Below are 21,877 nucleotides of genomic sequence, written 5' to 3' on the forward strand. Positions count from 1 at the left end.
ATAAAGGGAAACCGTGTTTTGACGTAAAAATTAACGTTAAGGAAACATTAGGTTGATTTTATTGCGTAATTTTGCCTCTGTTTATAACATATATTATTATATAATGTCATTGAATAACATTTTTCAATTTTTAGTTCCAAAGGACAAAACGTTTTATCCTTTATTTGAACAAGCAGCTGTAAAGCTTAAAAAATTATCAGAAACGCTGAATGAAGCTGTGAATACACCAGCTAAGGAGAGAGAGAAATTACTTAAAGATGTTGAAGTAATTAAGGTGGAAATCGAAGCGATCGCACAGAAAACAAGAATTGAATTGGGGAAAAACTTTATCACTCCTTTTGATAGAGAAGATATCCACAGTTTAATTACTGCGGTTGATGATGTAGCGGATCACTTATCTGATGCTGCTTCTCGTATGAGATTGTATCAAATTGATAAAGTTACTAAGCCTTTGCGCAAATTAACGGAAGCGAATTTAGAAGCTTGTAGTGAAGTATACAAAGGACTATTACATTTGAAAGATTTAAAAAAGCTAGAAGAGTTAGCTACAGTATGTAAAAACATTTCACGCTTAGAAAGAAAAGCGGATAAAGTTTTTGATAAGGCCGTGGCCGATATTTTTGAAAATGAAAATAACGCGATCGAAATTATAAAATACAAAGAGGTAATGGTGGCTTTAGAAACGGCTACAGATAGTTGTAGAGACGTGGCTAACGTTTTAGAAACTGTTATCGTTAAATACTCTTAATGATCTAGCGCAAGTATATGGAATTTTTTACAGAAATATTGAGTAATCAAAGTGGGATAATGCTGATTGTTATTATCATTTTAGCCCTAGGATTTGATTATATCAATGGTTTTCATGATGCCGCAAACTCAATTGCTACTATTGTAACAACACGAGTTTTGACGCCTTTCCAAGCAGTGCTTTGGGCAGCGGCTTTTAACTTCGCAGCCTATTTTATCTCCTTATACATTATTGGTGAATTTAAGATTGGTAATACCATCGCCAAATCCGTAAATGAGAATTTTATTAGCTTAGAAGTTATTTTTGCAGGTTTAATTGCTGCAATTATTTGGAATTTAGCCACATGGAAGTTAGGTATTCCTTCTTCTTCTTCTCATACCTTAATTGGTGGTTTTATTGGAGCTGCTGTTGCTCACGCAGGTGGTTTCTCTATTGAAGGAGTAGATGTAGTGGTGTACTCGAAAGTAATTCCAATTTTCTTATTCATTTTTGGAGCACCTTTATTGGGTTTAATACTCGCTTATTTTATTACCATCGCTATTATGTGGATTTGTAGAAATCAAAACCACTACAAATGTGAAAAATGGTTTAAACGCTTACAATTAGTTTCTTCCGCTTTATTCTCTTTAGGACATGGAGGAAACGATGCTCAGAAAGTAATGGGTATTATTGGAGCTGCAGTAATTTTCTACCACGTAAATGTTGATATGGATCCAGATTACTTAGTAGAAGGAGTTGATACATTTAAAGTGTTCGTAGAGCACTGGTGGTGGGTTCCGCTTGCTTCTTTCTTATTCATTGGTTTAGGAACGTTATCTGGTGGATGGAAGATTGTTAAAACAATGGGAAGTAAGATTACCAAAGTAACACCATTAGAAGGTGTAGCTGCTGAAACAGCTGGAGCTGTAGCGTTATACGTAACAGAGCACTTAGGTATTCCAGTTTCAACAACACATACGATTACAGGTTCTATTATCGGAGTTGGTGTAACAAAACGCGTATCAGCGGTACGTTGGGGAGTTACAATTAACTTATTATGGGCTTGGGTATTGACTATCCCTGTATCAGCTATTATCGCTATGATCGTATATTATATTGTATCAGCAGTGATTTAATTAGACACAAGTTTTTGAGTATAGATAAAAAAGGAATGATTGAAAAATCATTCCTTTTTTTGTTTGATATACCTAGGTAAATAAGAGAATTGAAACGAGAAGAAGTAAGGTTATGTGCTTTTATTCTTGACCATAAAGAGTAAAGAACCACTCCTGAAAAGGAGATAAAAAGATAACGTATTCTTGTCTTTTCTGTTCTACAACTGGCTTAAGGATTTAAAAAAATAGAGGAAAAACAAATAAAAACCACCAATAAATAAGGCGATGAAAATTTAAATAATTGAATTCTTTTTTATAAAAATGCAACCGTATTTTATGCTTTACACCTGTAATTCCTACAGGTGTATTCTTTTTTATAGACTAGTATCAAAAAGTTTTTTTTAAAATAAAAACACTTTTATCATCTAGGAAAAGAGTAAATACAAATTTACATGAACCTTTTTACAGTTTAAATCTGCTGTTTTTGACATCTTTAGTTGTTTTGTACCATTAAATATGTAAAAAATGAGGAAGAAAAAAAGGTTAGTTGTTGGGCTAATGGCTTTAACTGCTACAGCAATTCACGCACAAGATAACATTGGTATTGGAACGGCAGAGCCCCATCAAGCTGCAATTTTAGATATAAGTGCAACAGATAAAGGAGTATTATTTCCCAGGTTAGCTTTGAATAAGCAAACTGTTTTAGCGGGAGGAGTAAATCCTATTGGCGTTGTTGTATTTAATGATGGAGCAGGCGAAATTTCTAAAAAAGGATTCTACTTCTGGAATGGAAATGGATGGGAGTTATTAGCCTTAGAATCTGAAGTAACGATTGAAATTGATAAGGTCTATCAAAAAATAGAACAGATTAAAGGCCCAGTCCTGATCATTGGTAATCCTCCAGTTTTTGCCAATGAAGTTCTAGATAATCGACAAGTGTATATTGGGAAATTTGAAATAGAAGTAAGTGCACCTAATGCAACAACCTTGTCTTATAATACGACAATCAAACAACCACTGATGATAACTAATTTTGATCAAGTAATGGACGCAAAAATATACGATAGTACAGGTGCTTTAGTTTTACAACATATTGCTGACATTACAACAAATGGCGGTTTGTCTTTCCATTTCGGAACAAAGAATATGTATACTACATTACCTACAGGAACCTATACAATGATCTTGAAATACAAAACTACACTACCAGCTAGTTAGAAACTAAATCGCATATATAATTATAAAGGGAAGAAAATGAAAAGTAAAATACTAATTACCTTATTGCTTGTATTGGGATATGGGCATTCGTTTTATGGACAAGTGGTTGTAGGTGGTGCAACTTATCCTGTAGAAGGAGCTTTGTTGGACATCAAAGAATATCAAGCAGATGCAGAGAATACCACAGCTACGAAAGGACTCTTATTACCGCGTGTAAAATTGAGTGATTTATCTAGTTTAAAGCCCGTGGTACAGACTGAAACTGAGGTAAATAAAAAAGAACACATCGGTTTACAAGTTTATCACATCGGAGATGATGAAATTCCGGCGGGAATAAAAACATGGAATGGCTCAATATGGACAGGTGGGGGGGGGGCTGAACAAGATCCTTGGATTTATATGCCTGCATTTCCTATTCAAATGTATAAAACAACAGAACAGAAAATCTATCTCTATGAGGAATATAAGAAACAGTTAGGAACTGTTGGAGCTTTGGTTATTTGGGAAGAAAATGAAGTGAAATTTGTAGTGACAAGTTTTGATACTACTGCCTTTAGTACGGCTCCTACTGTTAGAACTGAAAATGGAAAACAATACCTTGTCTATAAATCGAATGTCAATAAGGTGACAGCATCGAGTTACTTAAATATAATTATAGTGAAAATATAATGAAGACACGTTTTTATTTGATATTGTGTTGTTACACAATTTTTATGTCTTCATGGGCTGTTGTTTATGCACAATTACCTTATAATAACACAGCTATTTCTGGGGACGAATTTAGTTCATTTATTGGGTCTGGTAAAGTTGAATTTAAAGACCACGGTATGGAATTAACAACAAAAGCAAACGAAACGAATGGGGTATTCTTGAATGAAGTACTCCTTGCTTCAGAACGTGGGTTTATTTTGGGGTTTGATTATCTCATGACAGGAAGAGGAGGTGATGCTAGTGGACAAGGAGCTCATGGTCTTGCTCTTGTGCTTTTTGATGGTAGCTTAAATAATCCCACAATAGGCTCTAAAACTTCTGGCCTAGGATACAGTTATAGCAAAGCTACAGATGCAACTAAAGCTGTTCAGGGGGTAAGTAAAGGCTTTTTGAGTATTGGATTGGATTTGTATGGGGATTTTAAAGAGCGTACAGCACTTGATACTGAATTTAGAAACGGAATCAAGATGACAAGAAAACAATCTAATCATATTACAGTGAGAGGACAAGGGAATCAATTAGAAGGATATCCTGTACTGCTTTCCCAGAGTGTTACTGCTATTGGAGACCGCTATAAACTTGATTTAGATACGGGTGTTTATAGAAGTGTTTTTGATGCGCCTGATTCTAAGGGGTTTAGTTTTAAATTGCGAGAGAATAAGGTCAATAATGAGTCTGATATTAATGCTAGTTTCGGACATGCTTCGTACAGAAGAGTAATTGTAAATTTTTTGCCAGGTAAGAAGTCAGGAGATTCAGGGTTTTATTTGAATGTAGATATTATTCACGGTAGTGAAACGAGCCGAGTAATTAATGCTTTGTTTATTCCGATTAATTCGAATTTTAAGTATCAAGAAGCAACTTCTATAACAGCTAATACTTTAAAAGTAAAACAAATCATTGCACCAACATTTTTGAAGATAGGTTTTACAGCTACTACAGGAACAGTGTTTCAAAAAAATATTATTCGAAATATTAGTATGAGCCTCCCTTTTTCTCCTGTAGTACAAGATGTGCAGGTATCTAATGCTTGTAAAGACCATACTACTACCTTGGATGTATTAGCAAATAGTGTTGGTTTCGATACGGATAAATATGTAGAAGGACAAAATATTGCTGCAGTAGGTAGTAAAGAACATTTAGATCCCTATAGTTTTAATTTTTTAACGTTAGTGGATAATGAGCGAGAAAATACATTAGAACCTTATGTTGCAGTTACAGCTGCAGGTCGATATGAATATAATCCTCAAACGATGGAAGTTGTTTTTATCCCTAAAAAAGGACTCACGGCAGGACAAGATGTAGTGTACTTTAGTATAAAAAATAAAAGAAAAGTAGTAGGAGATATTGATTTAGGAGGGGAACAATATCGATCAGAAAGTGCTAAGATTGAGTTGAATTTTACCCATAATTGTAATGATATTATTATGGTTAATGGAAGTGCATTATAAAAATATAAGATGAAAAAGAATAAAAAATTACAAATAAAATTTACATTACTTGGGTTTACATTACTTGGGTTTAGTTTACTTCATAGTGTTATTTTTTATGCTCAGTTTCCTTATTTTACCTCTGGGCAAAATGCGACAGATTTTCAATTAATATCTGAAAGTAAACCTGGTTTAGTTCGCTTTTATCAATATGGTGTTAAATTGACACAAGATCGAAATGAGTTTTCAGGGGTGTATTTAAAGAATTTAAGTTTTACAACACAAAAAGGATTCATTTTAGAATTTGAATATGCTTTTGATATAGGAAATACAGAGAATGGAAAATATGGGGATGGTTTGACCATGATTCTCTTTGATGCTCGCGAATCAACACCTAAAACAGGAGATAGAGGAGGGGCATTAGGGTATGCTTATACTAAAACGGGAGCCAACAGAAATGAACCAGGCTTCACTAAAGGAATTTTTGGACTTGGCTTGGATGCATTTGGCAATTATAAGAGAATAAAACAAGCTTCAGATGAAATTAGAAATGGAATAACAACTAACGAAGATGGGAATTTTATTGTTCTTCGAGGCCCTTATAGTCCTGAGCATGCATCGGAAGGGTATCCAGTTCTCTTTGCTATAGGGACCCAAAAAAATACTAATTTGTATTTAGATACGAATACTGGAGAAGCAATTAGTAAGCAAAAGGGATTTAAAGGAAAGCGATTTAACTTACGTAGTAACACATTGAATGCTAAACCAGGAGAAGTAGGGTATAGAAAAATTCGCATAGCCTTCGTTCCTGGGATTGATGACTTTAGTCAACAACAAGGTTTTTTTGTTTTTGTTGATAATGTTAGTGGAGTAAATAATTCTTCTGTCATTATAGATTATTTTATACCGATATCAGGCAATATCAAATACCAAGAACAAGTAATTCGAAACGCTGTAGGAGAGGCAGAAACAAGGGATTTAGCTATTAATATTCCCACTGCAATGAAAATGGGTTTTACGGCTTGTACAGGAGGCGCTTCTATGCGTTCGCATGTGCGAAATATTACTGTGAGTTTACCTTTCTCTCCTATTGTACAAGATATTACTATTCCTGATGTGATTAGAAGTAGAGAATTCGTGTGTAACCCATTATATAGTGCGGTAGGATATGATACCAATAGTTATTCAGTCCTTAATCCACCAAGTCCTTCAACGATGTTTTTAGACTTTGCTTCTTTTCGATTTAAAGTATTTAATGCTACTACGAAGACTTATGAAGTGAATAGCGATCCTTTCCATTTGGCTGTGCGCAATGTAGGAGATTTTACTTATGACAAAGATACTGGAGAAGTTACTTTTACTCCTGTCCAAGGATATAATGGGACAAGTCATACGTTTTATTATGACATTAAAAATAAAAAACCGACTACAGGTGTAAATATTGGTGCGGAAGAATACCGATCAACTACTGCCTCCGTAACGTTGAATTTCACAGATGAAATTCCGCTCTACCGCAATCCGCCTTTATTGGTCAATAAAGGGGTGAAAAAAGTAAAATAATAAAAGTAAAATAATAAATGTAAGTTGGTTAATTTGATTCAAACGAAAAACGCTTAGTCTTTTAAGGCTAAGCGTTTTTTATAGGATAAGAATAGCTTTTTACAATTGAAAAGCTTGTTTGATATCTTCTACTCGGTCTAATTTCTCCCAAGTAAACAATTCAACTTCTACTTGTTTGGTTTCTCCACCAGGTCTAGTAAATGTTTTAGTTACTACTTGTGGTTTGCGTCCCATATGTCCATAAGCCGCTGTTTCACTGTAGATAGGATTACGCAATTTTAACGTTGTTTCAATAAAGTAAGGACGTAAATCAAATAGTTCACTTACTTTTTTCGCAATCTCACCATCTGTTAGATTTACTTTAGATGTACCATACGTATTCACATAAACTCCTGTTGGTTTTGCAATACCAATCGCATAAGAAACTTGTACTAAAACTTCTTCTGCAACACCAGCTGCAACAAGGTTTTTCGCGATGTGACGCGTAGCATAAGCTGCACTGCGGTCTACTTTACTCGGGTCTTTTCCTGAGAAAGCACCTCCACCATGTGCTCCTTTTCCTCCATAGGTATCAACGATAATCTTTCTACCCGTTAATCCAGTATCTCCATGAGGTCCTCCAATAATGAAAACACCTGTAGGGTTGATTAAGAACTCAATTTCTTCTGTTGATTCAAACAAGTATTGATATTGAGGATATTTAGCTAATACACGTGGAATTAATACCGCAATGATGTCTTTTTTAATTTGAGCTTGCATCGCTGTTTCAGCTTTTGCTTTCGCCTCAGGAGTTGCATTTTCAGCCGTAATAAAGTCATCGTGTTGTGTAGATAATACAATCGTTACAATGCGAACGGGTTTATTGTCGTCATTGTACTCTAAAGTAACCTGACTTTTTGCATCTGGACGAAGGTATGTCACTTCTTTATTTTCTCTGCGGATTACAGCAAGTTCTTGCAATAATTTATGAGATAAATCCAAAGCTAAAGGCATATAGTCTTCAGTCTCCGTAGATGCATAACCAAACATCATTCCTTGGTCTCCTGCCCCTTGATCTTCTTTGTTTGTACGCTCAACACCTTGGCTAATCTCTGCCGATTGTTCGTGAATCGCTGATAAAATACCGCATGAATTGCCATCAAACATATACTCACTCTTCGTATAACCAATCTTGTTGATTACATCACGAGCAATTTGTTGTACATCTAAATAGGTTTTTGATTTTACTTCTCCAGCAAGAATGACCTGCCCAGTAGTAACTAAAGTCTCACATGCTACTTTTGATTCTAAATCAAAAGCCAAGAAATTGTCGATTAAAGCATCTGAAATTTGATCTGCAATTTTATCAGGATGTCCTTCACTTACAGATTCCGATGTGAAGTAATAAGCCATATGATTTGTTTTTTTTAATGTTTTAAAAAAAGAGGAAATGGCTAAAGTGAAGATACAATATATTCTGCTTTAGCATTTTTTACCGAGGTTGCAATCAGTACAAATTTTTCCTCCCGTGAAATTCTTTGCAAATGTATTAACTATTTTTGAATCTATATAATTTTTATCTTTTTTATATTTCCCTTAACGATTATGTGATTTGTAGTAATCCCGAGCAAATACACCTTTATATGAATTGGAACTGAAACATATAGAGCCATAAAATCCTTAAAAACTGTTATGTTTTTTTTAAATTGATAAAAATATAGAGGTTTATTGCTTTATTTATATTTTAAAAGTCATTTTTGGTTACATTTGTTTCGAATTATTATCGTACAAATCGCGTAAAAATGAGACTACATAATATAGACGATCAAAAGTCAATGACTCCGCAAATGGCGCTGTCTTTTTTAAAAGAAGGAAACAAACGCTTTGTTGCAAACTTAAAAGCACATGCTAATTTACTGGAGCAAGTCAATGAAACTAAAGAGAGCCAATTTCCTTTCGCTATTATTCTAAGCTGTATCGATAGCCGTACTTCTGCTGAACTTATTTTCGACCAAGGATTGGGCGATGTATTTAGCACGCGTATCGCTGGAAATGTCTTGAATGAAGATATTATCGGTTCGATGGAATTTGCTTGTAAATTAGCAGGTTCTAAATTGATTATGGTTCTGGGGCATTCACACTGTGGGGCAATTACAGGAGCGTGTAAAGACGTTAAATTAGGCCATTTAAGCAACTTATTAGCTAAAGTAGATCCTGCCGTTGAACACGTAAAAAAATACTACCCTGATCTAGATATTAAATCGAAAGAAGGAGTTGATATGGTTGCGTTTTACAATGTTGAATACACCATCAATCATATTTTGACTAAAAGTACGGTACTTTGTGAAATGTATGAAAAAGGAGAAATCGGTATTGTAGGTGCTTTTTACAAAGTGGAAACGGGAGAAGTAGATTTCGTCAAAGAAATGTTTGTTGAATAAAAGAAGAAGTTTTGAAACACAACGAATTTTACAAAAAAATATTAGAGAATAACAAAGCTTGGGTAGAAGAAAAACTAGCCATAAATCCAGAATATTTTAAGCGCCTTTGCCACAGACAAACACCACCCGTTTTATGGATTGGTTGTTCGGATAGCCGGGTACCAGCAAACGAAATTATTGGAGCGGAACCAGGAGATGTATTTGTACACCGTAATATAGCCAATATGGTTATCCATTCGGATATGAATATGTTGAGCGTACTAGATTATGCGGTGAACATCCTAAAAGTAACCAACATCATTGTATGTGGACATTATGGATGTGGTGGAGTAGAAGCTGCAATGAAAAATGAATCTTATGGATTGATTGACAACTGGATCAGACATATCAAAACCGTTTACCGCTTGCACAATGTGGAATTAGATGGTATTGAAGATACCACGGAGCGATTCAACCGATTTGTAGAATTAAACGTACAAGAACAAGTGTACGATTTAGCAAAAACATCAATCGTACAAGGGGCTTGGGCAAGAAACCAAGACTTGAGCATTCACGGATGGGTTTACGGACTAAATTCGGGCTATGTGACCGATTTAGAAGTAAACGTGACGAGTAACCAAGATCTTGACGAAGTATACCAACTTCGTTTCAAAAAAATTTAATCCTCTGAATCTAAATTCTCATTGAATGAGGAGGGCAGGAGCGAAGGGATAAATTTTAAAATTATAGGAAGTAATATTGTACCACCTGGTAATAAAAATATAGCAAGAGAAGGAATTGTTTTAATCACCTCTAAGGTTTGTTTCTTAATCAATTTCTTTTCTTGTATATCTAAATTTCGATGGGTTGAATCCATCAATAACTGCATCAATTGCTTGTTTTTCTGAATTTCCTTTAGAATTCTTCCCTTATTTCGTCCAACTAAAAACTCTACATAATTGGTCGAATTATTAATCATATTGTTGAATAAATTCGATGATTTTAAATAGAAGTAGTTGTAATCATTTTGCTGTAAGAAAAGCATAAAACACAAACGACTGTCCTCGATTTGTTCTGTAGTAAAAGCTAATCTACTGAATGGCTCCACAGAAAAATCAGGTAATTCCAATGTCTTTACTTCATTATTCCAAGAGCTACACATCACAATATCCAAGAGTAAACTTGATTCCAAATAAGAAGATTGCACTTCCATAATCTCATCAATAGCAAAGTCATTCGGGTTCTCGGATAAAAGAACTTCGGTATGCTGCTGTGGTTGGGTGCGATTTAAGATGGATTGAATTAAATCTTCCAAGTAAACATGGTATAGATTCGGGTGAATTTGCCCAGCTAAATACGTCTCAAAAGTCAAGAGATAAATAGACAGAACAAGTAAATTCAGTACAATATTATTACTCTTAGACTGCGAAAAGAAGTTTTCTTTCCACTTGATTGCAAAGAGGTGTTCTAAACGAGCATAGGTATTTTTATCTTCGAATAAACTTGTGAAGAAATTGGTTTTATGCGGTACAAATAACTGGTAAAAATCAAGCAATCGACTGATGAATTCATCGGTTGTATGCGTCGGATACTTAAAAAAGTAAATCTTTTCTAATAGCTGTAAGAAGCAGATTTTAGCAAACTCCTCTTGGGTATACTTAAATGTAGTATAAATTTCGGGAAATCCACTAGCGTTGATTTGCCCAAAACTAAAACCAGTCGCCCTTATTTCATGTGCTAGTGTTTTGGTATCAGTAGCTTTGAAAATGGCGTATTTATCTTGCTCAGCGAAGTATTTTTTTATCCAGCCAGTTGTCGATGGGTTCATAAATACAAGGTGCGTTTATAATGAAGGTAAGAAATAGCACGAGGCTATTTCTTTACCATTTAACTTGTTTTTCGATTGCTTTAATCATTTCAGAGGCAATGTCTTTATTCGTTGCGCCTTCAATACCTTCTAATCCAGGTGAAGAGTTCACTTCTAATAACAAAGGACCCTTAGCTGAACGAATGATATCAACCCCCGCTACTTTTAAATTCATCGCTTTCGCTGCGCGAATAGCAATGCGTTTTTCCTCTGGTGTTACTTTGATAATTGAGGCAGTTCCTCCTAAGTGGATATTCGCTCTGAATTCTCCAGGAACAGCTTCACGTTGAATCGCCGCAACTACTTTGCCATCCACCACAAAACAACGAATGTCTTTTCCATTCGCTTCTTTGATGAATTCTTGAACTAAAATGTTGGCATTTAGGCTCTTGAAAGCATTGATTACACTTTCTGCTGCTTTCTTTGTCTCTGCTAATACCACCCCTTTTCCTTGTGTACCTTCTAATAATTTGACAATTAGCGGACTTCCACCAACCATTTTAATCAAGTCGTTTGTATCCAAAGGTGAGTTAGCAAATCCCGTTGTAGGAATGTCAATTCCGTGATTTAAAAGCAATTGCAAAGAGAATAATTTATCTCTTGATTGTGCAATAGCTGCAGCACTATTTAAACTGTATACTTTTAGCGATTCAAAATGACGCGTCAACGCACAACCATAGTACGTCATACTCGGTCTAATACGTGGAATAACAGCGTCAAAATCATTCAATACGCGTCCCCCTCTATAGTGAATTTCGGGTTGATTCGCATCCAATTTCATGTAACAGTATTTCAGGTTTAAGAAGTGCATTTCATGCCCTCTTAATTCTCCTGCTTCAATAATACGTTGGTTACTGTATAAGTCTGGATTACTAGCCAATAAGCCAATTCTCAAGCCGCTTTTAGCTTCTTTGGGTTTATTGTAGTATTCATCTAGTTTTTCTACTGTCGGTTGACCCAATAAAAAGTGTTTTTCAGGATCAACTAAAATACGACCGCCCATCGCTTCTCGTCCCAATAGCATGCGATACCCCATAGAGTCTCTATTGGTTAGGGTTAATTCAATATCCCAAGAAGTTTCACCCAAAACAAGGGTGGTTTTGATAACATAGCGAGATTCTCTAGAACCACTAGAGCTTTTGACGATTCTCTTATCCACCATTTTGGCTTCACAATGTATAATGGTCTTGCCATTATTTTGTAAAGGATTTACATCAAACTTGACCCATTTTTCACCGTCTTTTTCAAAAGCACTAATGTTTACCGCATGTAAAGCAGAAGTCTTTGCTCCAGAATCTACGCGAGCTTTAATCGCTGGGATATTTAATGTAGAGAAAGAACACCATTCTTCACTACCAACAATGAGTTTATCTACCATTTTATTTAATTATGCAACCGCGAAAGTACTACTTTAAAGCAATTGCTATGATGTAATAAAGATAAAAAAATAAAAAATAACGATTAAATAACATGTCTATTATCTTTAGTCTAAAAACCACTAAGATAGAAAAAGGAAAAACCTGCTAATTAGCAGGTTTTTTTGTTTTTATTTTAATCAGTAAAGCTTCTCCTTTTTCATCTTTAGGCGCATCCAATGTAATGGTATCTCCTACAGTGAGCTTGGCGTTTACAATTTCTTCGGCAATTGGATCTTCAATATACTTCTGAATCGCTCGTTTTAATGGTCGCGCTCCATATTGTTTATCAAAACCTTTTTCCGCAATAAAATTCTTCGCTTTCTCTGTTAAGTTCAATTTATATCCTAGATCATCAATGCGTTGGAATAATTTAGCCAACTCAATGTCAATAATAGCGTTAATGTGTTCTTTCTCTAACGAGTTGAAGACAACAATATCATCAATTCTATTCAAGAACTCAGGTGCAAAGGCTTTTTTCAAGGCACTTTCAATCACTGATTTACTGTGCTGATCCGTTTGTTCCTTACGAGCTTGTGTACCAAACCCAACGCCTTGTCCAAAATCTTTCAATTGACGAACTCCAATGTTGGAAGTCATCACAATAATTGTATTTCTAAAATCGACTTTACGACCTAAGCTATCCGTTAAGTGCCCATCATCTAAAACTTGTAACAACATATTGAAGATATCAGGGTGTGCTTTTTCAATTTCATCAAATAGAATAACACTGTATGGTTTTCTGCGGATCTTTTCTGTTAATTGACCTCCTTCTTCATAACCAACATATCCTGGAGGCGCTCCAATCAAACGAGATAAAGCAAATTTCTCCATGTATTCACTCATGTCGATGCGAATTAAGGCATCTTCTGAATCAAAAAGCTCTTTGGCAATAACTTTGGCTAATTGCGTTTTACCAACCCCTGTTTGACCTAAAAAGATAAAGGATCCAATCGGCTTGTTCGGATCTTTTAATCCCGCGCGATTGCGTTGAATAGCTTTGGCAATTTTTCCAACTGCTTCGTCTTGCCCAATTACTTTTCCTTTTATAATAGCCGGTAGGTTCGCCAATTTGGTAATCTCTTTTTCGGCAATTCGATTCACTGGAATTCCCGTCATCATTGATACAACATCCGCAACATCATCTTCTGTGATGAGAATGCGATTGTCTTTTACGTCTTTTTCCCATGCTTCTTGCGCAATCTCAAGTTCTTTTTCGATGTTTTTCTCTTTGTCCCTTAGATTGGCTGCTTCTTCATACTTCTGCTTTTGAACCATTAGGTTTTTGTTCTCGCGAACTTCTTCTAATTCTTGTTCTAAGTTGAGTATGTTTTGAGGTACATTAATATTGGTGATATGCACACGAGATCCTACTTCATCCAAAGCATCAATTGCCTTGTCTGGTAAGAATCGATCCGTCATATAACGATTGGTCAATTTTACACAAGCCTCAATAGCTGCATCGGTATAACTAACGTTATGGTGACTCTCATATTTGTCCTTAATGTTGTTCAAAATGATAATGGTTTCATCTACCGAAGTAGGCTCTACCAATACTTTTTGGAAACGACGCTCTAAAGCTCCGTCTTTTTCAATGTGCTGTCTGAATTCATCTAGCGTTGTGGCACCAATACATTGGATTTCCCCTCTAGCCAAAGCAGGCTTGAACATATTAGAAGCATCTAATGATCCAGTTGCTCCACCCGCACCAACAATGGTGTGAATTTCATCAATGAACAAAATGATATCCGTATTTTTTTCTAGCTCATTCATGACCGCTTTCATGCGCTCTTCGAATTGTCCTCTGTATTTCGTTCCTGCTACTAAGCTCGCTAAATCTAACGTTACGACGCGTTTATTGAATAAAACACGAGAAACTTTTTTCTGGATAATCTTTAAAGCTAACCCTTCCGCAATAGCTGATTTACCAACTCCAGGCTCACCAATTAATAACGGGTTGTTTTTCTTTCTACGGCTCAAAATCTGGGAAACGCGTTCAATTTCTTTCTCACGTCCAACAACAGGATCTAATTTGCCTTCAATAGCCATCTCTGTTAAATCTCTACCAAAATTGTCTAATACTGGAGTTTTACTCTTTTTATTTGGAGGAGTAGCTTGAGTGTCAGATTTTTTGCTACTAGAACTGTCATTTTGTCCTGATTCTTCAAAAGTCTCCGCTTTGGGACTGTGGAAGATATCTTCACTATCTGATTCTGCCTTCTCTTCAGAAAGAAATTCTACATAATATCTCTTTACATTCTCATAATCCACATTCATTTTGTTGAGGATTTGAGTAATAGGATCTTCGTTGTTCTTTAAAATACACAAAAGCAAATGGGCAGAAGTAACTTCAATGTTCTTGAATACTTTAACTTCTAAATAGGTTAAGCGCAAAGCTCTTTCTGCTTGCTTGGTAAGATATAGGGATCCTTTCTCGTTTACTGCTGTCTTGGTGGTAGAATAAGGTGTTAAATTCTCAACTTTATGTCGTAAAAAATCAATGTCGACTTCTAAATTTTGGAGAATCGTTGACGCTTCACCTTGCTCAATTCTCAATAAGGCTAACAAAAAGTGCTCAGTTCCAATAAAGTCATGACCTAGACGTAATGCCTCGTCCTTACTAAAGGAAATAACATCTTTTATTTCTTGTGAAAAATTTTCGTCCATATTAACTGAATTTAGGTGATTATTTGTTTTATACATAAACTAAGGCAAAAAGCATACCTAGTTGGTAAAAGTTGCCCTTCTGTCATACGCTAATTGACAAAAAAAATCTGGTAAATAAAAATATTATGGGTTCTTTTTTTTATACCAAAGCCAAAGTTTGCAAGAGGAGAAGTTGTTGTTGTAAATAAATGACGTAATATCATTTAATAGTGAGAGGGTGAGATTGGTGAGGCGATGAGAAGGTGAGGCGATGAGAAGATGAGGTGGTGTGTGATGTAAAGTTCCGTAGTGGCAAATGGTAATTTGCCAAGTAACTAGAGAAATTATGAAAAAAAGACGATAAGGCACTTCAAAAGGGAGGATTTTTTGAGGGGTGTATTTTTTGTTTTTTCCTTTCATCGAGGTTGATTCATATCAGGGGCCAATTGCCATTGCCCCCCTACACTTTTTGCCTTCAAAAATAAAAAAAAACATGATTCAACTCATTGAAAAATAATGACTTAACCCCAGGTTTATCCCCCTTAAAAAATATTTTAGGGAGGAATAGGGTTTCTTCAGTGTTCCTAGGATTCTCTCTGGACTCTCCTTGGAGATTCCTAGGACATTCCTTGGAGAGTCCTTCGACAAAAGTGTCTATTTTCCTAGTATTCTCCAAGGAATGTCGAAGGAATGTCGAAGGAATGTCTAACAAAACTACTAGGAACTCTTTTTGAGAGGCAAATGGAGGGTTAGGTAATGAGATGGTTAGGCGATGAGATGGTTAGGCGATGAGACGATGAGAAATTCTTCTTTAATCGATAAATCTACAATCCACCGTCTCACAAAGCACAAACCTCACAAAGTACAAACCTCACAAAGTACAAACCTCACAAAGTACAAACCTCACAAACTCCCTCCTCTATTCCTCAACGTTTTTATGATTTTCAATAAACTGGTATTTGCGTTGTTTACTTTTCCATCTTTCTTCGGCGTATTGTCTCAAATCGACAATTTTATCCTTTTCATCGACAATTTCGAATCCCAAAAGAGTTTCCAAGATATCTTCTAACGTTAGAAGTCCCTGAACTTCCCCGTACTCATTGGTAATGATGGCAATATGTTCGTGTTTTTCTGTCAAGCGACTCCAAGCTTCTAAAACGCTTGTTCGTTCGTTGAACTGAAGGATGTTTCGCTTTAGGTCTTTTAGTTGAATATCAAATTGATCGTCTGCTAAGTGCTCAAAGATGAGGTCGCGCAGTACATATCCCACGATATTTTCTGTTTGTCCACTATAAATAGGAATACGCGAAAAGTGAAGCAATTCTTTATTCGCTAAAAACTCTTGAAGTCTTAGTTCTTCATCCGCGTGAATCATCATAATACGGGGAGTAAAGATGGCTGACACTGAAACATCTTTGAGTTGGATTAGGTTTTGGATGATCTTTGTTTCCTTTCCTTCTAATATCCCTTCCTGTTCACCAATACTTGCTAAACTCGATAACTCTTCTCGGCTAATACTTGATTCTTGTTGTTTTTTACTCAAGCGTTTGGTTAAGAAAGAAGAAAGCAAAACTAAAGGATAGCAGAGAATAACCATACTAGAAATCGTAGTGGCGGTTGAGCTATACAAGGATTTATAATAGTTTGCACCCAATGTTTTAGGGATAATCTCAGTTAATACTAAGATGAGTAAGGTTAGAAGGGCAGAGATAACACCAAAATAAGCCTCTCCAAAAACGGCTGTGGCTTGTGCTCCAACACCAGCAGCACCAACAGTGTGTGCAATGGTATTTAAAGATAGGATGGCAGATAAAGGTTTATCAATATCCTTTTTCATGTGGATCAAAGCTTTTGCTTTGGTATCCCCTTGATCCGATTTTGAATGCAAGAATGCAAGAGGGGTAGATAATAATACTGCTTCTGCAATGGAACAGATAAAAGAAACCGTTAAGGCTAAAAATAAATAAATTAATAATAAAGTCATTCAATTAAAACTTAAAGGAACAATACTATTCTTTTTTATTTTTCAATAAGGGTTAAATATAACTCAAGCAAACAAATTGCTCACTGAAGTAGCGGGAAAAGAAAATAAATAAACAAGAGCTAAAAGTGAAGCGGAAGAGTAAGGGCTATTTTTTCTTTTACTTCCGTTTGAATCAAAAAGTAGTTTGCTGTTTAATGGCAGCTGTTTTTCTGAAGTTGATATAAACTTCACTCGGAGGTATTTTGAAGGAGAAATCAATTGAAAAGGGGAGAAAGAAAAAAGAAGATAAAAATGAAATTTATCCTCCGTTAAAATGTACCCTTATGGCGTAATTATTTTTTTGTATTGACTTTGTTTTTATTTTAGTTGATATGTGTTTATTGTTTAGAATATTCTAAATATATAATTAGATAACTATTTTATTTTTATCTAGGCTTATAGGTGGTAAAAGTTCCGTCTTTATAAAAAACGACAATTTGTTCCATGTCTGCAGAAGTCAAAAAATCAGGAATGGGTTTGGGTGTTAGGGCCTCTTTTTTACCCTCCAAAGGAGCGGGTGGAAGTGTAGTGTTTGGCGTTTCAATTTTACTTGTTGAAGAAAATAAATCGACAGTAGGAGCACCTAAATCGGCTTGTTTTTTTTCACCAGAAAAAGAGCCAATTCCCTTAATCAACCACTCGAGATTTAGCTCCGGAAAAGTGTCGTTTATTTTTAAAATAAAATCCAAACTTGCCTTATTTCTTCCTGATAAAATATGAGATAAACTTGAACGTTGAACACCTATTTTATCCGCAAAAGCAGAGGCAGAGAGCTCAAAATGCTCTAATAAAAACTCCAGTCTGTTTACAAAATTCTCCATGGATACAAATGTATATTTTTAAGTCAAATAGTTTACAAATGTAATAAAAATAATGAATTAACAAATGTATACAAGTAAAATATGTGCTAGATGTGTTATATTTTTAGTTTAGGTAATAGTGCATAACTATTTGAATTTAAATTAAAAATAAGTTTTAAAATAGAATTGTAAAATCTTAGAGTATTCATTGGAAAAGAGCAGGGTGTAATTGTTGACAAATGTAAAATACAAAAAGCAAAACAATGTTTACATTTGTAAAAAATGAAATGTTTACATTTGTAATATTGTAAATAGATTGAGACAATGAACGAACAACAGAAAGCCAGCGCGTATAAAGTACCAATAATTTCAGGTCGATATATAGCCAATGAAATGGTGGAGAATTTCTTATCGCACTTAAACCATTACTTTAAGGTTGATGTGATTGGAAAATCAGTTGAAAACAGATCGATTTATACGGTGCAATTTGGTCAAGGAAAAACGAAAATTTTGATGTGGTCACAGATGCATGGAAATGAATCGACGACAACAAAAGCCGTGTTGGATTTACTTCACTATTTAAACGAATCTAAAGAAGAACAAATTGCAAAATGGGCGGAGCAATTTACCCTTACAATTGTTCCAATTTTAAATCCCGATGGTGCGTTTTATTATACACGAGTAAATGCAAATCAGGTCGATTTAAATCGAGATTCGGTTGAGTTAAGTCAGCCCGAAAGCAAACTATTGCGACAGTTGTTGGAGAACATACAACCCGATTTTGCATTTAATTTACATGATCAACGCAGTATTTTTGGTGTAGGGGATACCGGAAAATCGGCTGCAATATCATTTTTAGCGCCTGCTTTTAATGCCGAAAGAGCGATGAATGCAACCCGAAAAAAGGCTGTACAATTAATTGTAGCGATGAATGAAATCGCACAAGAAATGGCTCCTGGACATGTTGGGCGTTTTGATGATGGTTTTAATTTAAATTGTATCGGAGATTATGCACAAGCAATGGGGATTCCTACTATATTAATAGAGGCAGGTCATTGGGCTAATGATTATCAGCGAGAAAACACCAGAACCTTAGTCTGTGCAAGTTTGTTGCGTGTATTGGATGTACTGGCTCAGACTAATGGATATGAAGCCTATTCTCCTGAAGTTTACTTTTCGCTCCCTGAGAATACAAAGAGCTTTTGCGATGTCGAATTGAGAAGTGTAATTATCCCATCTTTACAGCGAGAAATTATAGTGAAAATTCAATATAAAGAGGTATTAACGGATGGAAGTGTTAAATTTTGTCCTATTATTGTGGGTATTGATAAAAAAGGGAGTAAATTTGTGCATACATTAATAGAAAAAGATTGCATCTTGAAATCTTTCATTGAGAACCCACACGATATTTTAGACCAAAATTTTGAGGATGTTATAGCGTTATCAGTCGAAGAGGTTAATTATTTATTAAAAAAATAGGTAAAATTGCTATTTTTTGAATAAATAAGATTTTTTTTTATTATTATTGTACTGAAATATAGATTTAGAATTAACATAAATAATTGATTTATGAGTAAGTTTCGTTTAGATGAAATCGATCACCAGATTTTAGATATGCTGATTGATAATACGAGAGTGCCTTTTACAGATATCGCTAAGAAATTATTAATTTCAGCAGGTACAGTTCACGTACGTGTTAAAAAAATGGAAGATGCTGGTATCATCCAGGGGTCTTCGTTGACGCTTGATTATGAGAAATTAGGATATGCATTTATTGCTTATATCGGAATATTTTTACATAATACTTCACAAACTAAATTTGTTTTAGAACGTATCAATGAAATTCCATATGTGACAGTTGCTCACGTAACTACTGGTAAATTCAATGTGTTCTGCAAAATTAGAGCGAAAAACACACGTCACGCAAAAGAAGTTATCTACATGATTGATGATATCGATGGAGTGTACAGAACAGAGTCAATGATTTCTTTAGAAGAAAGTATCAACGACAAAAAACGATTAATGCATACAATTTTTAAAGAATTGTAGTCAATTTTTTAAAAAAGTAAATGAATAAAAAACTGCCCTTGTGCAGTTTTTTTTTATATTCGTTTTTTATACAGAATAAAAATGGATTCGTTTACTCAAATTGTTTTAGGTGGTGCTGTCGGAAACGCGCTATTGGGGGAGAAACTAAAAAATAAAGCCGTCTTATACGGGGCAATAGCTGGTACTATTCCTGATTTAGATGTTCTTGCTACTTTTTTTACTGATCCGCTAAGTGCATTAGAATTCCATCGCGGTATCACGCATTCAATATTATTTGCCATTTTTGGCGCATTCCTTTTTGGTTTCTTGCTGTATTGGCTTGAAAAGAAAAGAGGAGTAACCTATGAAGAAGGAGTTTGGTTCTTCTTTTGGGGATTTTTCACCCATGCCGCATTGGATGTCTTTACCACTTGGGGGACACGCGTGTTATGGCCTCTAGATTATTCCTTCGCTTTTAAATCAATCTTCGTGATTGATCCACTTTATACCTTACCGTTTTTATTTTTCCTTATTAAATCCATGAGGGAAAAAACCGATATGAAACGACGTTTGTACTTCAATCGATTGGGATTGTATGTTAGTAGTGCATACTTAGTGCTAACGCTTTTACTCAAGGCTGTTGCTTTTTATAGTTTTACAGGGGCTTTAGATCAACAACATATTGCCTATAAATCCATGTCGGTTAAACCTACAATCATGAATACCATTCTGTGGACTGCTATTGTAGAAACGGATGATGCTTTCTTGATTGGAATGTATTCGTTCTTTAGTCCAGAGCCTGTCGAATTTAAAACGTACCCAAAAAATAGAGAGGTAATTGGGAGTTTGGAAAAACACAGTCTTATTAATCGTCTAGTTAAACTTTCGGAGGGGTATTATACTTTTTCTGAAGTGAATAATGAAATATACTTCAACGATCTTCGCTTTGGTGTTTTGCGAGAGCAGGAGGGAGATGTGCAGTTTGCATTTAGCTACAAATTCTACATTGATGAAAAAGGAGAATTGAATGTGAAGGAAGTGAAAAAGGATAGAGGGGACGGAATTAAATTGTTGAAATCTATTGGACGAAAGATTTTTGGATTGAAAGAAGATTAAAGGAAGAATGGCTATATTTGAAAAAAAAATAAGATGAAGATAGTTGTGTCGCCTGCTAAGAGCTTGGATTATAATACAAAAGTGCCTTTTACAGCTACTACAGAGCCTTTGTTTGTGAAAGAAAGTAAAATAATCAATGGGGTTTTGAAAGAAAAAACACCGGTTGAATTGATGGAGTTGATGAAAATCTCTTCTAATTTAGCAGAGCTGAATTGGCAGAGAAATCAAGAGCGAAATTACAAGAAGAATAAAAAGAACGAAGCTGATTTTAGACAAGCAGTGTATGCGTTCAGCGGAGATGTGTATGTTGGATTAGATGCTTATACGTTGTCTGAAGATAAAATAGAACGCTTGCAAAATAGCTTGCGCATCTTGTCTGGATTATATGGAATTTTACGTCCATTGGATGAAATCGAACCGTATCGTTTAGAAATGGGGACTAAAATGCCAATCGGCGATAAAGCGAATCTACCTGCATTTTGGAAACCGATTATCGTAGATTATTTAAATAAGGAGATGGAAGAAGGGGAAGTATTGGTTAATTTAGCTAGTAATGAATATTTTAGCGCTATTGACCAAAAGAAACTCAAAGCGCCTATCGTTGTTCCAGAATTTAAAGAGTTGCGAGATGGAAAGCTGAAAACAATTAGCTTTTACGCGAAAAAAGCAAGAGGGATGATGGTGCGTTATATCATCGATCACAATATTCAAGATGTAGAAGGATTGAAGCGATTCAACCTAGATGGATATGCATGGAGTGAAAGCGAATCTACAGCAAATAATTTGATATTTACAAGATAATAAATAAAAGAATAGAGCCAA

Annotated in this window: 18 protein-coding genes; 12 read left to right on the forward strand and 6 right to left on the reverse strand. The window is 35.1% G+C overall.

What is annotated here, in order from left to right; genetic code table 11:
- Window positions 1-103 precede the first annotated feature (103 nt).
- The 6 genes from M2306_RS03150 to M2306_RS03175 all read left to right on the forward strand — a co-directional run bounded on the left by M2306_RS03150 (window position 104) and on the right by M2306_RS03175 (window position 6,761).
- A complete protein-coding gene (locus M2306_RS03150; RefSeq protein ID WP_002985696.1) occupies window positions 104-748 on the forward strand; it encodes a DUF47 domain-containing protein in 645 nt (214 codons plus the stop codon).
- Window positions 749-765: 17 nt separating this feature from the next.
- Window positions 766-1,863 carry an inorganic phosphate transporter gene (locus tag M2306_RS03155; RefSeq protein WP_002985693.1) on the forward strand — a complete coding sequence of 366 codons (1,098 nt, stop codon included), beginning with the start codon at window positions 766-768 and terminating at the stop codon, window positions 1,861-1,863.
- A gap of 504 nt (window positions 1,864-2,367) precedes the next feature.
- Complete coding sequence (locus tag M2306_RS03160; protein ID WP_259187945.1) at window positions 2,368-3,060, forward strand: phage tail-like protein; 693 nt, start codon at window positions 2,368-2,370, stop codon at window positions 3,058-3,060.
- Window positions 3,061-3,096: 36 nt separating this feature from the next.
- On the forward strand, window positions 3,097-3,729 hold the full coding sequence (locus M2306_RS03165; protein WP_259187946.1) for a phage tail-like protein: 633 nt from the start codon (window positions 3,097-3,099) through the stop codon (window positions 3,727-3,729).
- A 44-nt stretch (window positions 3,730-3,773) separates the two neighbouring features.
- Entirely contained in the window at window positions 3,774-5,222 is a 1,449-nt protein-coding gene (locus M2306_RS03170) for an L-type lectin family protein (RefSeq protein ID WP_259187947.1), read from the forward strand.
- 9 nt (window positions 5,223-5,231) lie between these two features.
- Window positions 5,232-6,761 carry a hypothetical protein gene (locus tag M2306_RS03175; RefSeq protein ID WP_259187948.1) on the forward strand — a complete coding sequence of 510 codons (1,530 nt, stop codon included), beginning with the start codon at window positions 5,232-5,234 and terminating at the stop codon, window positions 6,759-6,761.
- Between the two features lie 99 nt (window positions 6,762-6,860).
- Here the strand turns inward: M2306_RS03175 and metK are convergent, their stop codons facing one another.
- The gene (gene metK, locus M2306_RS03180) at window positions 6,861-8,153 is read right to left on the reverse strand and encodes a methionine adenosyltransferase (RefSeq protein WP_115090740.1); all 1,293 of its coding nucleotides are present in this window, start codon (window positions 8,151-8,153) and stop codon (window positions 6,861-6,863) included.
- 389 nt (window positions 8,154-8,542) lie between these two features.
- Here metK and M2306_RS03185 point away from each other — a divergent pair, with 389 nt between their 5' ends.
- On the forward strand, window positions 8,543-9,181 hold the full coding sequence (locus M2306_RS03185; RefSeq protein ID WP_115090739.1) for a carbonic anhydrase family protein: 639 nt from the start codon (window positions 8,543-8,545) through the stop codon (window positions 9,179-9,181).
- Window positions 9,182-9,192: 11 nt separating this feature from the next.
- On the forward strand, window positions 9,193-9,843 hold the full coding sequence (locus tag M2306_RS03190) for a carbonic anhydrase (RefSeq protein WP_115090738.1): 651 nt from the start codon (window positions 9,193-9,195) through the stop codon (window positions 9,841-9,843).
- Here the strand turns inward: M2306_RS03190 and M2306_RS03195 are convergent.
- The 5 genes from M2306_RS03195 to M2306_RS03215 all read right to left on the reverse strand — a co-directional run bounded on the left by M2306_RS03195 (window position 9,840) and on the right by M2306_RS03215 (window position 17,932).
- Window positions 9,840-10,988, reverse strand: coding sequence for an LETM1-related biofilm-associated protein (locus M2306_RS03195; RefSeq protein ID WP_259187949.1), 1,149 nt, complete (start codon window positions 10,986-10,988; stop codon window positions 9,840-9,842). The genes M2306_RS03190 and M2306_RS03195 overlap by 4 nt on opposite strands.
- A 52-nt stretch (window positions 10,989-11,040) precedes the next feature.
- Window positions 11,041-12,405, reverse strand: a complete 1,365-nt coding sequence (gene rimK, locus M2306_RS03200) for a 30S ribosomal protein S6--L-glutamate ligase (RefSeq protein WP_002985675.1) — start codon at window positions 12,403-12,405, stop codon at window positions 11,041-11,043.
- Between the two features lie 145 nt (window positions 12,406-12,550).
- Entirely contained in the window at window positions 12,551-15,109 is a 2,559-nt protein-coding gene (locus tag M2306_RS03205) for an ATP-dependent Clp protease ATP-binding subunit (protein ID WP_115091658.1), read from the reverse strand.
- A gap of 898 nt (window positions 15,110-16,007) precedes the next feature.
- Entirely contained in the window at window positions 16,008-17,072 is a 1,065-nt protein-coding gene (locus M2306_RS03210) for a CNNM domain-containing protein (RefSeq protein ID WP_259187950.1), read from the reverse strand.
- 425 nt (window positions 17,073-17,497) lie between these two features.
- Window positions 17,498-17,932, reverse strand: a complete 435-nt coding sequence (locus M2306_RS03215; RefSeq protein WP_259187951.1) for a helix-turn-helix domain-containing protein — start codon at window positions 17,930-17,932, stop codon at window positions 17,498-17,500.
- Between the two features lie 303 nt (window positions 17,933-18,235).
- Between M2306_RS03215 and M2306_RS03220 the strand changes: the two genes are divergently transcribed.
- From M2306_RS03220 to yaaA, 4 genes are all read left to right on the forward strand, one after another.
- A complete protein-coding gene (locus M2306_RS03220; RefSeq protein WP_259187952.1) occupies window positions 18,236-19,390 on the forward strand; it encodes a M14 family metallopeptidase in 1,155 nt (384 codons plus the stop codon).
- 90 nt (window positions 19,391-19,480) lie between these two features.
- The gene (locus tag M2306_RS03225) at window positions 19,481-19,960 is read left to right on the forward strand and encodes an Lrp/AsnC family transcriptional regulator (RefSeq protein ID WP_002985664.1); all 480 of its coding nucleotides are present in this window, start codon (window positions 19,481-19,483) and stop codon (window positions 19,958-19,960) included.
- Window positions 19,961-20,041: 81 nt separating this feature from the next.
- On the forward strand, window positions 20,042-21,055 hold the full coding sequence (locus M2306_RS03230; protein ID WP_259187953.1) for a metal-dependent hydrolase: 1,014 nt from the start codon (window positions 20,042-20,044) through the stop codon (window positions 21,053-21,055).
- A gap of 33 nt (window positions 21,056-21,088) precedes the next feature.
- On the forward strand, window positions 21,089-21,856 hold the full coding sequence (gene yaaA / locus M2306_RS03235) for a peroxide stress protein YaaA (RefSeq protein ID WP_002985660.1): 768 nt from the start codon (window positions 21,089-21,091) through the stop codon (window positions 21,854-21,856).
- Window positions 21,857-21,877 lie beyond the last annotated feature (21 nt).

Source organism: Myroides gitamensis, from assembly GCF_029894455.1.
GTDB lineage: Bacteria > Bacteroidota > Bacteroidia > Flavobacteriales > Flavobacteriaceae > Flavobacterium > Flavobacterium odoratum.

Bases quoted from the DNA above. Each gene is read 5' to 3' on its own strand.
- metK (WP_115090740.1), bottom strand. From the start codon at position 8,153: ATGGCTTATTACTTCACATCGGAATCTGTAAGTGAAGGACATCCTGAT.
- M2306_RS03175 (WP_259187948.1), top strand. From the start codon at position 5,232: ATGAAAAAGAATAAAAAATTACAAATAAAATTTACATTACTTGGGTTT.
- M2306_RS03155 (WP_002985693.1), top strand. From the start codon at position 766: ATGGAATTTTTTACAGAAATATTGAGTAATCAAAGTGGGATAATGCTG.
- M2306_RS03185 (WP_115090739.1), top strand. From the start codon at position 8,543: ATGAGACTACATAATATAGACGATCAAAAGTCAATGACTCCGCAAATG.
- M2306_RS03210 (WP_259187950.1), bottom strand. From the start codon at position 17,072: ATGACTTTATTATTAATTTATTTATTTTTAGCCTTAACGGTTTCTTTT.
- M2306_RS03225 (WP_002985664.1), top strand. From the start codon at position 19,481: ATGAGTAAGTTTCGTTTAGATGAAATCGATCACCAGATTTTAGATATG.
- M2306_RS03220 (WP_259187952.1), top strand. From the start codon at position 18,236: ATGAACGAACAACAGAAAGCCAGCGCGTATAAAGTACCAATAATTTCA.
- M2306_RS03230 (WP_259187953.1), top strand. From the start codon at position 20,042: ATGGATTCGTTTACTCAAATTGTTTTAGGTGGTGCTGTCGGAAACGCG.
- M2306_RS03195 (WP_259187949.1), bottom strand. From the start codon at position 10,988: ATGAACCCATCGACAACTGGCTGGATAAAAAAATACTTCGCTGAGCAA.
- rimK (WP_002985675.1), bottom strand. From the start codon at position 12,405: ATGGTAGATAAACTCATTGTTGGTAGTGAAGAATGGTGTTCTTTCTCT.
- M2306_RS03150 (WP_002985696.1), top strand. From the start codon at position 104: ATGTCATTGAATAACATTTTTCAATTTTTAGTTCCAAAGGACAAAACG.
- M2306_RS03170 (WP_259187947.1), top strand. From the start codon at position 3,774: ATGTCTTCATGGGCTGTTGTTTATGCACAATTACCTTATAATAACACA.
- M2306_RS03165 (WP_259187946.1), top strand. From the start codon at position 3,097: ATGAAAAGTAAAATACTAATTACCTTATTGCTTGTATTGGGATATGGG.
- yaaA (WP_002985660.1), top strand. From the start codon at position 21,089: ATGAAGATAGTTGTGTCGCCTGCTAAGAGCTTGGATTATAATACAAAA.
- M2306_RS03215 (WP_259187951.1), bottom strand. From the start codon at position 17,932: ATGGAGAATTTTGTAAACAGACTGGAGTTTTTATTAGAGCATTTTGAG.
- M2306_RS03160 (WP_259187945.1), top strand. From the start codon at position 2,368: ATGAGGAAGAAAAAAAGGTTAGTTGTTGGGCTAATGGCTTTAACTGCT.
- M2306_RS03205 (WP_115091658.1), bottom strand. From the start codon at position 15,109: ATGGACGAAAATTTTTCACAAGAAATAAAAGATGTTATTTCCTTTAGT.